General features: G+C 72.4%; 10 protein-coding genes and 1 riboswitch. Of the genes, 4 read left to right on the top strand and 6 right to left on the bottom strand.

The window, feature by feature from the left end; translation table 11 throughout:
• Positions 1–39 precede the first annotated feature (39 nt).
• The 3 genes from ACGGAQ_RS18185 to ACGGAQ_RS18175 all read left to right on the top strand — a co-directional run bounded on the left by ACGGAQ_RS18185 (position 40) and on the right by ACGGAQ_RS18175 (position 3,977).
• The gene (locus tag ACGGAQ_RS18185; RefSeq protein WP_393050566.1) at positions 40–2,679 is read left to right on the top strand and encodes a S8 family serine peptidase; all 2,640 of its coding nucleotides are present in this window, start codon (positions 40–42) and stop codon (positions 2,677–2,679) included.
• Positions 2,680–2,718: 39 nt separating this feature from the next.
• Positions 2,719–3,654, top strand: a complete 936-nt coding sequence (locus tag ACGGAQ_RS18180; RefSeq protein WP_393050563.1) for a GNAT family N-acetyltransferase — start codon at positions 2,719–2,721, stop codon at positions 3,652–3,654.
• A gap of 77 nt (positions 3,655–3,731) precedes the next feature.
• Positions 3,732–3,977 (top strand): hypothetical protein, encoded by a 246-nt coding sequence (locus tag ACGGAQ_RS18175; protein ID WP_393050561.1) that lies wholly within the window; start codon positions 3,732–3,734, stop codon positions 3,975–3,977.
• Between the two features lie 58 nt (positions 3,978–4,035).
• On the opposite strand, the gene groL is transcribed toward ACGGAQ_RS18175, so the two are convergent.
• From groL to ACGGAQ_RS18160, 3 genes are all read right to left on the bottom strand, one after another.
• The gene (gene groL, locus ACGGAQ_RS18170) at positions 4,036–5,658 is read right to left on the bottom strand and encodes a chaperonin GroEL (RefSeq protein WP_393050559.1); all 1,623 of its coding nucleotides are present in this window, start codon (positions 5,656–5,658) and stop codon (positions 4,036–4,038) included.
• Between the two features lie 272 nt (positions 5,659–5,930).
• Complete coding sequence (locus ACGGAQ_RS18165) at positions 5,931–7,049, bottom strand: hypothetical protein (protein ID WP_393050556.1); 1,119 nt, start codon at positions 7,047–7,049, stop codon at positions 5,931–5,933.
• Between the two features lie 304 nt (positions 7,050–7,353).
• Positions 7,354–7,557, bottom strand: coding sequence for a cold-shock protein (locus tag ACGGAQ_RS18160; protein ID WP_088950422.1), 204 nt, complete (start codon positions 7,555–7,557; stop codon positions 7,354–7,356).
• A 315-nt stretch (positions 7,558–7,872) separates the two neighbouring features.
• Between ACGGAQ_RS18160 and ACGGAQ_RS18155 the strand changes: the two genes are divergently transcribed.
• Entirely contained in the window at positions 7,873–8,403 is a 531-nt protein-coding gene (locus ACGGAQ_RS18155; protein ID WP_393050552.1) for a GNAT family N-acetyltransferase, read from the top strand.
• A 172-nt stretch (positions 8,404–8,575) separates the two neighbouring features.
• Here the strand turns inward: ACGGAQ_RS18155 and paaN are convergent, their stop codons facing one another.
• The 3 genes from paaN to thrC form a co-directional block, all read right to left on the bottom strand.
• Positions 8,576–10,249 carry a phenylacetic acid degradation protein PaaN gene (gene paaN, locus ACGGAQ_RS18150; RefSeq protein WP_393050549.1) on the bottom strand — a complete coding sequence of 558 codons (1,674 nt, stop codon included), beginning with the start codon at positions 10,247–10,249 and terminating at the stop codon, positions 8,576–8,578.
• A 51-nt stretch (positions 10,250–10,300) separates the two neighbouring features.
• Positions 10,301–11,320 carry a GNAT family N-acetyltransferase gene (locus ACGGAQ_RS18145; protein ID WP_393050546.1) on the bottom strand — a complete coding sequence of 340 codons (1,020 nt, stop codon included), beginning with the start codon at positions 11,318–11,320 and terminating at the stop codon, positions 10,301–10,303.
• A gap of 257 nt (positions 11,321–11,577) precedes the next feature.
• On the bottom strand, positions 11,578–12,864 hold the full coding sequence (thrC, locus tag ACGGAQ_RS18140; RefSeq protein WP_355064433.1) for a threonine synthase: 1,287 nt from the start codon (positions 12,862–12,864) through the stop codon (positions 11,578–11,580).
• 10 nt (positions 12,865–12,874) lie between these two features.
• Positions 12,875–13,010: riboswitch (SAM riboswitch) on the bottom strand.
• Between the last annotated feature and the right edge of the window lie 35 nt (positions 13,011–13,045).

Genomic DNA, 13,045 nt, shown 5'->3' with positions numbered 1-13,045 from the left:
TCGATTCGAGACTGCTCGGGGTGGTCGTAGGGTTTCCGGATGCATGGTCAACCTGCGCATCCCGGGCTCGGCGACCGCAGCTCCCCGTGGCCGGTGGTCGCGGCCGTGGTCGTCGGCTGCTGGATCGTCGCGGTCACGGTGGCCACCCAGGCCGGTGGCTGGCTCACCGATCAGGTGCTGCTCGGCTTCGGACGGGACCGGCTGGGTTGGCTCTGGCCGGTGCTCGGCCTGGTCACCGTCGTGCTGGTGGGCACGCCCGCCCTGCTGCTGGCCGTGCTGCCCCGCTCGGCCACGGTTCGGGCCACCGGGCGGGTGTGGTTGGCCGCCGCGCTCATCCTCGGCGTGCTCACGCTGCTGCGCATCGTGCCGCCCGTGCACCACGAGGCGTACCTCGCCGCGCTGGCCGCCGCCGCATCCCTCAGCGCGCTCACCGTGGCCTGGTCGGCGCGACGATCGTCCGGCTCGGACGTCGGCGCCGCTCCCGACGCCACCGCGTCGAGGGCCGGCGACCGCACCGGCGGCGCGGCGCCGAACGGCGACGCCGCCCCCGCTCAGGCCGCCGGAGGCCCGGAGTCGAGCGTCGGCGCCGCACCGTCGACCGTCGGGGACTCGAAGCCGGTCGGGGGGCAGCGTGGATCGCGCCGACCCGGGCCGGTGCCGCTGCTCGCGGTCGCCGCCGGGTTGGCGCTGCTGCTGCCGTGGGCCTGGCTGGGCGCGCTCGGCGGGCTCCTGGAGACAGCGCTCGCGCTGGTGGCGGCGGCCGCGCTCGGGGTGCTGGCCGCGACGCTGTTGGACGCCACCTTCTGGTCCCGGTTCGCGGTCGGCCGGCCGCCCCGGCCGGCCCGGCTGGTGCTGGTCGGTGGCCTGGTCGCCGGGGTGGCGCTGCTGCTGCTCGCGGCCGGGACGGGCCAGTCCGGCGCGCAGTTGCCCGCCCTGCTGACCCTGCCGCCGACGGGCTTCGCGCTGGCCGCGCTGTATGCCGCGGCCTGGAGACCGACCGCCGACCAGGCCGCGGCCCAGCGGCCCACCGCCGACCCGGCCGCGACCTGGCGGCCCACCGCCGATCCGGCCGACGCCGCACGCGCCGGCCGGGCCGCGACCGGCTGGCTGGTGGGCCTGGCCGCGCTCGGCCCGCTGGCCTTCACCGACCCGGAAGAGATCACCCTGTTGCTGATCGGCACCCGGGACGTCCCGTTCTGGGTGGCGGCCGCCGCCGGCGCCAGCCTCGCCGTCGCGGTCCTGGTCGCCATCGGGTACGCGGTACTGCTGGCCCGGCCGACGGCACGCACCCCGAGTCGCCGGGTCGCCGCGCTGGCGGCGGTGGTCCTGCTGGTGACCGTGGGTGTCGTCGACGTCGGGCCCGGCCAACCCGGCCTGTACGGGGAGCGACTGCTGGTGGTGCTGCGCGAGCAGGCCGACCTGAGCGGCATCCCGGCCGGCGCCCCCGGGCAGGCCGGACGGGACGCCCGGGCGGCGGAGGTCTACCGGCGGTTGGTGACCACCGCCGATCGCAGCCAGGTCGACCTGCGCCGCACGGCGGAGCGGCTACGACTCGACCCGGTGCCGTACTACCTGGTCAACGCGGTCGAGGTGGACGGCGGCCCGGCCGTACGGGCCTGGCTCGCGCGGCGACCCGAGGTGGCTCGGGTGCTGGTCAGCCAGCGCCTGCGGCCGCTGCCGGCCCCGGCGGGACAGACCCGGGGCACCGCGCCGGCGCCGACCGGCCCGGAGTGGAACATCCGCCAGCTCGGCGCGGACCGCGTCTGGTCGCAGCTCGGGGTGACCGGCAGGGGAATCGTGGTCGGCAGCTCCGACTCCGGTGTGGACGGCGGCCATCCGGCGCTGCGGGCCGGGTTCCGTGGCGGCGACGACTCCTGGTACGACCCGTGGGACGGCACCCGGACGCCGAACGACCAGGGCGGGCACGGCACCCACACGGTGGGCAGCGCGGTCGGCCGGGACGGCATCGGGGTGGCGCCGGACGCGCAGTGGGTGGGCTGCGTCAACCTGGACCGCAACCTGGGCAGCCCGGGGCACTACCTGGACTGCCTCCAGTTCATGTTGGCGCCCTTCCCGCCCGGCGGGGATCCGTTCACCGACGGTCGGCCGGAGCGCGCCCCGCAGGTGCTGACCAACTCGTGGGGCTGCCCGGCGATCGAGGGCTGCGACCGGCAGGCGCTGTTCCCGGCCACCACGGCGCTCGACGCCGCCGGGATCTTCGTGGTCGCCGCGGCCGGCAATACGGGTCCGTGGTGCGCGTCGATCGACGACCCGCCCGCTCCGTACGCGAACGTGCTGACCGTGGGCGCGGTGGACGCGCAGCGGCGGGTGGCCGAGTTCTCCTCACGCGGGCCGGTGCCGGGCGGCCTGGGCAAACCGGACGTGCTGGCGCCCGGGGTGGGCGTGGTGTCGGCCATGCCCGGCGGCGGGTACGCGGCGCTGGACGGCACGTCGATGGCGACCCCGCAGGTGGCGGGAGTTGTCGCGCTCATGTGGTCGGCGAACCCGGCGCTGGTCGGGGACCTGACCAGGACCCGGCAGATCCTGCGGGACACCGCGACGCCGGCCGAGCCGACGTACCGTTCCGACAACCCCACCGACGCCTGCGGCGGCCCGGCGAACGTCACCGGCGCCGGCCAGGTCGACGCGTACGCCGCCGTTCGCGCCGCCCGGGGGTGAGCAGGGCGGGAGGCGACGGGTGATCTAGGGTCGGCGACCATGGACGCCGAGATCACCATCACCGAGCTGACCCTCGATCTCGCACCCACCGTGGCGGGGTTCTGCGCGCAGGCGCTCGACCTGCCCGAGGACGCCGCCGAGGCGGCCGCCATCGTGGACGTGCTGTGGACCCGGGCCGCTGCCGACCGTGCCGTGGTCGGGCTGGGCGCGTACCGGGGGAACGACCTGGTCGGGGTGCTGCTCTGCTCGGTGTCGCCGACCGAGGTGGGCATCGGGCACGTGGACCTGGTCGCGGTGCTCCCCGGCCAGCGCCGCCAGGGGGTGGGCCGCACGCTGCTGTCGCGCGCCGAGCAGGCACTCGCCGAGCGCGGCGTCACCGAGGTGCTGCTGGCCGGGAACCCGCCGTACTACGCCTGGCCGGGCATCGACGTGCGGTACACGCCAGCCGTGTGCGCCGCCCTGGCGCTCGGCTACCACCAGGACCGGACCGCCTGGAACATGACCGCGGACCTGTCGTACGACGAGTCACCGGCCCTGCGGTCCACGGAGGCCGCAGAGCAACGGCTGGCTGGGCAGGGCATCACGGTACGCCGGGCGGAGCCCGCGGACCTGCCGGCGCTGGCCGCGTTCGCCCGGTCCACGTTCGGTGGCACCTGGGACGGCGAGCTGGCCGGGTCGGTGGGCCGCGCGGGAGCCGGCTGCCACCTGGCGGAGGGGGCCGGCGAGGTGCTGGGCTTCGCCGCCTACGGGTCGTCCCGGCCGAGCTGGTTCGGGCCGATGGGCACCGCGCCCGCCGCCGAGGGTTCGGGCATCGGTGGGGTGCTGCTGCGACGCTGCCTGCGCGACCAGTGTGCGGCGGGGGTGGAACGGGCGCAGATCGGCTGGGTGGGGCCGGTGCCGTTCTACTCCGGCAGCGCCGGCGCCCGGATCGAGCGGGTCTTCTTCCTGTACCGGCGGACCCTACCGGTGACGTGAGAGGGCAAATGGGACATGAGTCCATTCGCCCGCATTACCCATCGACGCCCCCTACCGTTTCGGTAGAGGAGGCAGCCATGACCACGGATGACGACCAGACCGAGGACGGCCCGCCGATCACCTGGAAACCGGTCGGCGAACTGCCCGGCCAACTCCCGTTCGACCGGCTCGACTACGGCGACGCCGAGCAACTGGCCGAAATGACCACCAACGGCGAGCGGCTGACCGAGGAACCGCAGGAGATGGTGGACGCGCCGATCCAACTGCTCCCGCCGTACGACCGGACGCAGAAGCGCCGCAACCAGCGCCCGCTGCCCACCTGACGACGAACGGGGCGGACCGCGTCAGCGGCCCGCCCCGTTCGGTGTGTCGGAACTGGACTCAGAAGTCCATGTCCCCGCCACCCGGGCCAGCCGGGGCAGCCGGGGTCTTCTCCGGCTTGTCCGCGACGACGGCCTCGGTGGTGAGGAAGAGCGCCGCGATGGAAGCGGCGTTCTGCAGCGCCGAGCGCGTCACCTTGGCCGGGTCGATGATGCCCGCGGCCAGCAGGTCGACGTACTCGCCGTTGGCGGCGTTGAGGCCGTGACCCGCTTCGAGGTTACGGACCTTCTCCACCACGACGCCGCCCTCGAGGCCGGCGTTGACGGCGATCTGCCGCAGCGGGGCGTCCAGCGCCACCTTGACGATGTTGGCACCGGTCGCCTCGTCGCCGACCAGATCCAGCTTGTCGAAGGCGGTCTTGCCGGCCTGCACCAGCGCGACGCCACCACCCGGGACGATGCCCTCCTCGACGGCGGCCTTCGCGTTGCGAACGGCGTCCTCGATGCGGTGCTTGCGCTCCTTGAGCTCGACCTCGGTGGCCGCGCCGACCTTGATCACCGCAACGCCACCGGCCAGCTTGGCCAGCCGCTCCTGCAGCTTCTCGCGGTCGTAGTCGGAGTCGCTCTTGTCGATCTCGGCCCGGATCTGGTTGACCCGGCCCTGGATCTGCTCGGCGTCACCGGCACCGTCGACGATCGTGGTCTCGTCCTTGGTCACCACGACCTTGCGGGCACGGCCCAGCATGTCGACGCCGACGGCGTCCAGCTTGAGGCCGACCTCCTCGCTGATGACCTGGCCACCGGTGAGGATGGCGATGTCGGCGAGCATGGCCTTGCGGCGGTCACCGAAGCCCGGCGCCTTGACGGCGACCGACTTGAAGGTGCCCCGGACCTTGTTGACGACCAGGGTGGCCAGGGCCTCGCCCTCGATGTCCTCGGCGATGATCAGCAGCGGCTTGCCCGACTGCATGACCTTCTCCAGGATCGGGAGCAGGTCCTTGACCGACGAGATCTTGCTGTTGACGATCAGGAGGTAGGGGTCGTCGAAGACGGCCTCCATGCGCTCCGGGTCGGTCATGAAGTAGGCCGAGATGTAGCCCTTGTCGAAGCGCATACCCTCGGTGAGCTCCAGCTCCAGCCCGAAGGTGTTGCTCTCCTCGACGGTGATGACGCCTTCCTTGCCGACCTTGTCCATCGCCTCGGCGATGATCTCGCCGACGGTGCTGTCGCCAGCGGAGATGGAGGCGGTGGAGGCGATCTGCTCCTTGGTCTCGACGTCCTTGGCGAGCTTGGACAGCTCCTCCGAGACGCTCGCGACCGCGGCCTCGATGCCCCGCTTCAGGGCCATCGGGTTGGCGCCGGCGGCCACGTTGCGCAGGCCTTCGCGAACCAGGGCCTGGGCCAGGACGGTCGCCGTCGTCGTGCCGTCACCGGCAACGTCGTCGGTCTTCTTGGCGACCTCCTTGACCAGCTCAGCGCCGATCTTCTCGTACGGGTCCTCGAGCTCGATCTCCTTGGCGATGCTCACACCATCGTTGGTGATGGTGGGGGCACCCCACTTCTTCTCGAGCACGACGTTGCGGCCCTTGGGGCCGAGGGTCACCTTTACGGCGTCGGCGAGCTGGTTCATGCCCCGCTCGAGGCCGCGGCGAGCCTCTTCGTCGAAAGCGATCATCTTGGCCATACGGCGTTGTCCTCCTGGACACTCACGGGCCACCCGAGATGTGTGCCCCGGATGGGCCGCCTGGTGTACGCACCTTGGGACGTCGCCACCTGGCGACGACGACGTCCTTCGGCCGGGCCGGATAGCCCGCGACGACCGGCCATGTGCCGCCCCGGCGTCTCCACGCCTGGGCAACCTGGCCCCACCGTCCCGACCATTGGCACTCACGGTATGCGAGTGCCAATGACTTGTTTAGCACTCTCACCTGCCGAGTGCAAGCACGATGGACCCGCTCAGCCGAGTTCCGCAGCCAGTGTGGCCCCGTTCACCGGCGCCTCATGGGCGCGTTGCTCGGCGTACGTGATCAGCAGACCGATCAACTGGACGAGGTGGGCCGGCAGCGCCAGCACCGCCGTGACACCGATCACCGCCACCACCCCGACCGCGGCGCCCGGGGACGCGAACGGGTCCGTGCCCAACGCCGTGGTGCCCACCGACTCCAGGAAGCCCGGAACGAGCGTGCCGACGATCACAGCCCCGCCCACCACGGCCACCCGGCCGAGCAGCAGCCCGAGCCGGGCGTGGAACATCCCGAACGACCTGCCGATCGGGTTCTGCCGCTCGAACAGGTAGACCGGGCCGACCAGGCTCAACGCGAACGCCAGATAGATGCCCGGCAGGACGCAGAAGCAGAAGCCGACACCGATGAGCACGCTGACCAGCAACGTCCAACCCCACAGGCCGAGCGCCCGGCGCAGGCCGTAGCGCAGCGCCGCATCCAGGCTGGCGGGCCGGCCGGTCGCCTGCTGGGTGATCACCCAACTGCCGGCGGCCCACCCCACCGCCTGCACCAGACCGATCAGCAGGCTGCCGCCGACCAGCACGGCGACGAGGGTTGCCAGGGTGGCGGCGAAGTTGTCCGGCAGCCCGGCCGCCGGATCCATCTCGGCCTGCGCCTCCCAGCCGGGCGACGGGTCCACACCCAGCGAGATGACCGAGAGCACCGCGGCCGGTAGGACCTGCGTGAGCAGCATGATCGGCACCAACTGCCGCCAGCTTCGGCGCAGCGCGCCCCCGCACCGCTCGAACCAGGCCCCGATGCCGGCACCGGGCGGAGTGACCAGGGCGTCGTTCGGATCGAACCCGTAACCCGGCGGGTACCAGCCGACCGGCGCCCCCGGATACCACGGCTGCCCGCCGTAGGGGCCCGACCCGGGCGGGTAGCCGCCGGTGGGCGGAAAGACAAAGCCCTGCGGAGGCGCACCGGCCGGACCCCAGCCGCCCTGCGCGGGATCCCAACCGGGCGGCGGCCCGGCCGGCGGACCCCAACCACCCTGCGCGGTGGGATCCGGCGTACCCGCCGGACCGGCCTGCCCCCAGCCCTGGGGGATCGGGCCGTATCCGGGCGGCATCGCAGGACCAGGGCCGTATCCAGGCGGCATCGCAGGGCCGGGGTCGTGTCCGGGTGGCGGCCCGGGGTCTGCGCCGGAGGCCGGTGGCGTGCCCGGGGCCGCGCCGGAGACGGGTGAGGTGGGGTCGGACGGGCCCGACTCACCCGGCCCGGAGGGCGTGGTGGGTGGGGGCGGCTGGTCGGTCATGAACCCTCCTCAGCATCGGCTGGAACGGCTCACGATCTTCCCGGGTGGGCGTCCGCACCGCAGCCCCGACCCGCCAGCCGATCGGGGGGATCCGCGAGCGAAAAGGTCGGGAATGCGCTCAGGCGATGACGCGTACGTGTTCGGCCTGCGGGCCCTTCTGACCCTGGGCGATCTCGAACTCCACCCGCTGGCCGTCGTCCAGCGCCTTGTAGCCGTCCATCTCGATCGCGGAGAAGTGGACGAACACGTCCTGACCGCCGTCGACGGCGATGAAGCCGTAACCCTTTTCGGCGTTGAACCACTTCACGGAACCCTGTGCCACGGTGCACTTCCCTCACTCTTGCGCAGCGTTGCCTGCCCGGGCGCGCGGCACGGCCGACGCCCTCGGACCACCGCCTCAGCGATCGACGACGGCCGCTGAAAGGTGACCGAAATCGCACGCTACACGAGGAGTGACGGCCGCGCACGACCCCAAATCGGGCGTATTCCCGACCCGACCCGACCGGGTCCGGGAGCCGAACCGGAACGGGCCACGGACGACCGGTCCCGGGGGCCCACCGGCTCGCCGCCCGGCGGCCCGGCAGCGGGGGCGGGGCACGCCCCGAGGCAGCTCCCGCCCTGTGGTAGGCATGCGGACATGACCACCGATATCGGCTCAGCCGCCGTTCGGCAGGCCGAGATCCACCGGGTCCGGCCGGAGGACGCCGCCCGGATGCGGGCACTGCGCCTGGAGATGCTCGCCGACGCGCCGTTGGCCTTCCTGGAGACCCTGGCGGACGCGGCGGCCCGACCGCACCGCGAGTTCGCCGCGCGGGTGGCGTACACGTCGGCCGGCCCCCACAACGCGCAGTTCGTCGCGGACCCGGGCGGCCGTCTGGTCGGGCACGCCGGCGGCACCGTCGCGCCGAACGAGCCGGGGCTGACCGTCATCTACGCCGTGTACGTCACGCCGGCCTGGCGGGGCAGCGGGCTGCTCGGCGAGCTGATCGACGGGGTGGCCGCCTGGTCGCGGGCCTGCGGCCGACCGGAGCTGCTGCTGGAGGTGGTGGTCGGCAACGACCGCGCCTACCGGGCCTACCAGCGGCTGGGCTTCATCGACACCGGCGTGCGAGTCCCCCACCCCACGATCCCCGCCCTGACCGAACTACAAATGCGCCGAGAAGCGTAAACAAGAGAACCCTTCCCAGGGCAAGACACCGGAGATGTCTTGAAAGCCGGACGCGTAGGCGACAACCGTGCCGAGGAAGGGTTTCCGGGGCAGCCCGACCCGCGCAGGGATCAAGCCTGACCGCCCGGAGCGGGTCGGGCTGCCCCGGAAACCCCCAACCGCAACCAAAGAATCAGACCGGACGCCGCGACTGCACGATCCGGAACCGGTTGGCCACGTACGCCCCGTCCGTCAGCGCCGAGTTGGCCGCCGCGTTCGCCCCGCTGCCGTGGAAGTCGGAGAACGCCGCCGACTGGTTGACGAAGACCCCGCCGGTGAGGTTGCAGGACAGGTGCACCCCGACCTCGACCGCGACCGCCTCGGTGGCGTCCAGCACGGCCTCGTCGGTGGAGTAGACCGCCGCCGTGAGCGCGCCCTTCTCCCCGACCGTCCGACGCAGCAGCTCCAGGCTGTGCGCCGTGGAGTCGGTGGCGATGGCGAACGAGATCGGCCCGAACCACTCCCGGCCGTACGTCTCGGCGTCGTCCGCGCCCAGCTTCACGATGGTCGGGGTACGCACCACCGCGTCGGCGTACGCCGGATGGGCCACGGCCCGTGACTCCAGCACCGGCTCACCCACCTTGGTGACCTCGGCAAGCCGCTCCAGCACCCCGTCGTTGACGATGGCGCCGGTCAGCTCGACGCCCCGGGCCGGGTCGGCGGTCAGCTTGCCGACCGCCGCGGCGATCCCGCCGGCCACCTCGTCGAAGCTCTTGTGCCCCTGGTCGGTCTCGATGCCACCGGCGGGGATGAGGATGTTCTGCGAGGTGGTGCACATCTGCCCGCTGTAGAGGGTCAGCGTGAAGCCGAGGTTGCGGCACATGCCGGCGAAGTCGTCGGTGGAGTCGATGACAACCGTGTTCAGCCCGGCCTTCTCGGTGTAGACCGACGCCTGCCGGGCGTGCGTCTCCAGCCAGTCGCCGTACTCGGTGGAGCCGGTGAAGTCGACGATCTTGACGGACCGGTGCAGGGCCAGGTCGCTGGCGAGCTTCTCACCGGGCGCCTCGGCCGCCAGCATGATCAGGTTCGGGTCGAAGCCGGCCTCGGCGAGCACCTCCCGGGCGTACTTCACCGTGACGGCCAGCGGCAGCACCGCGCGCGGGTGCGGCTTCACGATCACCGGGTTGCCGGTGACCAGCGAGGCGAACAGCCCAGGGTACGAGTTCCAGGTCGGGAAGGTGTTGCAGCCGATCACCAGCGCCACCCCACGCGGCACCACGTGGAACGTCTTGGTCATCCGCAGCGGGTCGCCCTTGCCGGCGGCTTTCTCCCAGCCGGCCGTGCCGGGGTGCCGGGTCATCTCGGCGTACGCGTACGCCAGCGCCTCCAGCGCCCGGTCCAGCGCGTGCGCGCCGCCGGCCTGGAAGGCCATCACGAACGCCTGCCCGCTGGTGAACTGCACCGCGTTGGCCAGCTCGAAGATGTGCTTGTGCAGCCGGTCCAGGATCTCCAGGCAGACGCCCACGCGGGCCTGCGGGCCGGCGTCGCGCCAGGCCGGGAGCGCGGCGGAGGCGGCGGCGATCAGCTCGTCGGTGCCGGCATGCGGGTACCGCACCGCCAGCTCGACGCCGAACGGGCTCGTCTCGGTGGCGATCCGCTCGCCGGCGCCCGGCTGGTCGAGCGGAAAGTCCCCGCCGAGGTACGCCTCGAAGGCAGCCTTGCCGTCGGCGGCGGCCGTCTCGCCGTACACGCGGGGGCTGGGGGACTCGGGATAGGCGGACCAGTAGCCCCGCTCCGTGATCGCGGTCAGCGCTCGGTTGAGGGTGTCGGCGTGCCTGTCGTACAGGGGATGCGGGGTCTCCGTCATGCCCGCCATCATGCAACAGCCAGGTCCGCGAGCAGTAGGGGCGGATGCCCGTCAGAGGGTGAGCTGCCAGTTGTTCCAGGCGTCCACCGGGCGGAAGCCGAGCTGCTCGTTGATCGCCACCATGTAGCTGTTGCTGGCCGCGTTCCAGGTGTCGATGACGCGTACCGCCGGTTCGTGGGTGAGCAGGTGGTGCAGGTTCTCCGCCTTGGCGATCAGGCCCAGGCGGTGCCCACGGTGGGCCGGGTCGACGATGGTGATCTGCTGGAAGGCGTGCCAGTCGGCGGAGGCGCCCACGTCGAGCAGGGTCCAGGCGACCAGCCGACCGGACGCTTCGTGCCGCATCCCGAGGTGGTAGCGCCGGCGGCCCCGGGCGTCCAACGCGCGCTCGTTGCCCCGGATGCGCTCGGCGTCCACCTGCTCCGGTTCCCACTGCACGTCACCCATCGGCGCGTCCATCAACAGCCGGCTGTCCAGGTAGGCGATGTCCGCCACGAACTCCTGCGGCGTGGTGCCCTGCCAGCAGACCGACCGGTAGCCCTCGGCCCGCGGCTTGGCCTCGGCGAGCGCCGCCCGCAGGGCGACCCGGTCGATGTGGGCGATCTCCAGCCGGCGTCGCACCTCGGCCAGGGCGGACTGCGCGCCGGTCGAGGCGGCGAACGCGTCGCCCGCCCCGGAACGGGCCGCACCGCCGGGCAGCGCGCGGACTGTCATCGCGACCACCCGCTTGCGGCCGTGTTGGCGCAGCAGACGCACCCCGTACTCGTGCAGTGCCCGGCCGACGCCGCGCCGCCGCAGCTCGGGATGCACCGTCAGCTCGGCGGTGGCGTTGTCGGTGTTGTCGAGCTGCGGCAGGTCGAGCTGGAGGTAGCCGGCCGGCACACCGTCCAGCCGGGCCAGTGCCCAGAGCGATCGGGTGCCGGGTGCCGGCGTGTGGAACAGCGCGTCGAAGCGACGCCGGCAGAAGGGCGGGAAGTCCGGAAGGTCGACGTCGTTGGCCGCCATCCCGAGCCGGTACGCCTCGTCGACGGCGGCCCGGTCGGTGCCGTCGAACGACGTGATCGTGATGCTCATGCCGGGAAGCCTGACAGCCGGAAAAGCGATGGGGCCAGCGAATTATTCGCTGGCCCCATCGGACGTGGTCGGGAGGGACACTCGCACAACGCCTCCGGCGTTGGGTCGCAAGAACTTCAAAAGTCTCCGGCGAAATGCCCTCCCGCACGGAGCATCTTGCGCCGTCCGGTTCCTGCCGTCAAGTCCAGACCGGCGGGTTTTCCATACTCACAGCGAAAACCCAGTTACCGACCGGTCAGCCCGGCGCGGCCCCAGGATCAGCCCAGGAGGCCGGCGTCGCGGGCCGCGCGGAGGCTGGGCTTGATGTGGTGCGTCGGGCCGACCTGACTGGCCACCGCGTCGATGGTCTTCAGGCCCTCGCCGGTGTTGAACACGACCGTCTCGGCCGTCGGGTCGAGCCGCCCGGACTCGACCAGCTTGCGCAGCACCGCCGCGGTCACCCCGCCCGCCGTCTCGGCGAAGACGCCTGTGGTGCGTGCGAGCTGGCGGATGCCGGCGCGGATCTCGTCGTCGTCGGCGTACTCCATCCAACCGCCGGTGCGGCGGACCGCCTCCAGGGCGTAGAGGCCGGCGGCCGGGTCGCCGATGTTGAGCGACTTGGCGATGCCGGTGGGCTTGACCGGGGTGATCGTGTCCGTGTCGGCGTGCAGCGCGGCGGCGATCGGGTTGCAGCCGGCCGACTGGGCCCCGAAGACCTTCCAGCCGCCGGCCGGCGCCTCGACCAGGCCGATCTCGACCAGCTCGGAGAACGCCTTGTCAATCTTGGTGAGCAGCTCACCGCTGGCCATCGGGATGACGACCTGGGCCGGGATGCGCCAGCCGAGCTGCTCGGCCACCTCATAGCCGAGGGTCTTGGAGCCCTCCGCGTAGTACGGCCGGACGTTCACGTTGACGAACGCCGTGTCCTCGAATTCGTCGGTCTCCACCAGCTCACCGCAGAGCCGGTTGACGTCGTCGTACGAGCCGTCGATGGCGACCAGTTCGCCGCCGTACACGGCGGTGGTGATGACCTTGCCCTGCTCCAGGTCGCTGGGGATGAAGACCACCGAGGGCACACCGGCGCGGGCGGCGTGCGCGGCCACCGAGTTGGCCAGGTTGCCGGTCGACGCGCAGGCGAACCGGGTGAAGCCGAGTGCCTTCGCGGCGGTCAGCGCCACCGAGACGACCCGGTCCTTGAACGAGTGGGTCGGGTTGGCGCTGTCGTCCTTGACCCACAGCGGTGCGGTGATGCCCAGCTCGGCGGCGAGGTGCGGGGCCGCCACCAGCGGGGTCAGCCCCGGGTCGAGGGTGACCCGGGTGGCCGGGTCCTGGCCGGCGGGCAGCAGCGCGGCGTACCGCCAGATGTTCTTCGGGCCTGCCTCGATCTGCTCCCGGGTGACCGTGGCCAGGGCAGCGGTGTCGTAGTCCACTTCGAGGGGGCCGAAACACTCGTAGCAGGCGTGCTGGGCGGCGAGCGGGTAGCGGGCCGAACAGGCGCGACAGACCAGGGCGCGGGCGGGGCTGGCGGAGGTGTCGATGCCGGAGGCGGCGAGCGTCGACGTCATGTCGAGAGTCCTCTCATCTTTCCCCGCATCGCACGGTGCGGCGGGGACGGAATTGGCACCTGCCCCGCCTGTCGCTCAGCGGTGAGCGCGCGGGGTGGTTGCCGGGGCGTCGTCGGGCCGTATCCCTCAGCCCCTCTGGATGAGGTATGCAGTTGTGCCGTCGAGTCTAGGCAACGTTGCC

This window comes from Micromonospora sp. NPDC047557 (assembly GCF_043205095.1).
In the GTDB taxonomy this organism is placed as follows: Bacteria; Actinomycetota; Actinomycetes; order Mycobacteriales; family Micromonosporaceae; genus Micromonospora.
This window is presented reverse-complemented; position numbering and strand designations above follow the sequence as displayed.

Bases quoted from the DNA above. Each gene is read 5' to 3' on its own strand.
- groL (WP_393050559.1), bottom strand. From the start codon at position 5,658: ATGGCCAAGATGATCGCTTTCGACGAAGAGGCTCGCCGCGGCCTCGAG.
- ACGGAQ_RS18155 (WP_393050552.1), top strand. From the start codon at position 7,873: ATGACCACCGATATCGGCTCAGCCGCCGTTCGGCAGGCCGAGATCCAC.
- ACGGAQ_RS18180 (WP_393050563.1), top strand. From the start codon at position 2,719: ATGGACGCCGAGATCACCATCACCGAGCTGACCCTCGATCTCGCACCC.
- ACGGAQ_RS18175 (WP_393050561.1), top strand. From the start codon at position 3,732: ATGACCACGGATGACGACCAGACCGAGGACGGCCCGCCGATCACCTGG.
- paaN (WP_393050549.1), bottom strand. From the start codon at position 10,249: ATGACGGAGACCCCGCATCCCCTGTACGACAGGCACGCCGACACCCTC.
- ACGGAQ_RS18165 (WP_393050556.1), bottom strand. From the start codon at position 7,049: ATGCCGCCCGGATACGGCCCGATCCCCCAGGGCTGGGGGCAGGCCGGT.
- ACGGAQ_RS18145 (WP_393050546.1), bottom strand. From the start codon at position 11,320: ATGAGCATCACGATCACGTCGTTCGACGGCACCGACCGGGCCGCCGTC.
- thrC (WP_355064433.1), bottom strand. From the start codon at position 12,864: ATGACGTCGACGCTCGCCGCCTCCGGCATCGACACCTCCGCCAGCCCC.
- ACGGAQ_RS18185 (WP_393050566.1), top strand. From the start codon at position 40: ATGCATGGTCAACCTGCGCATCCCGGGCTCGGCGACCGCAGCTCCCCG.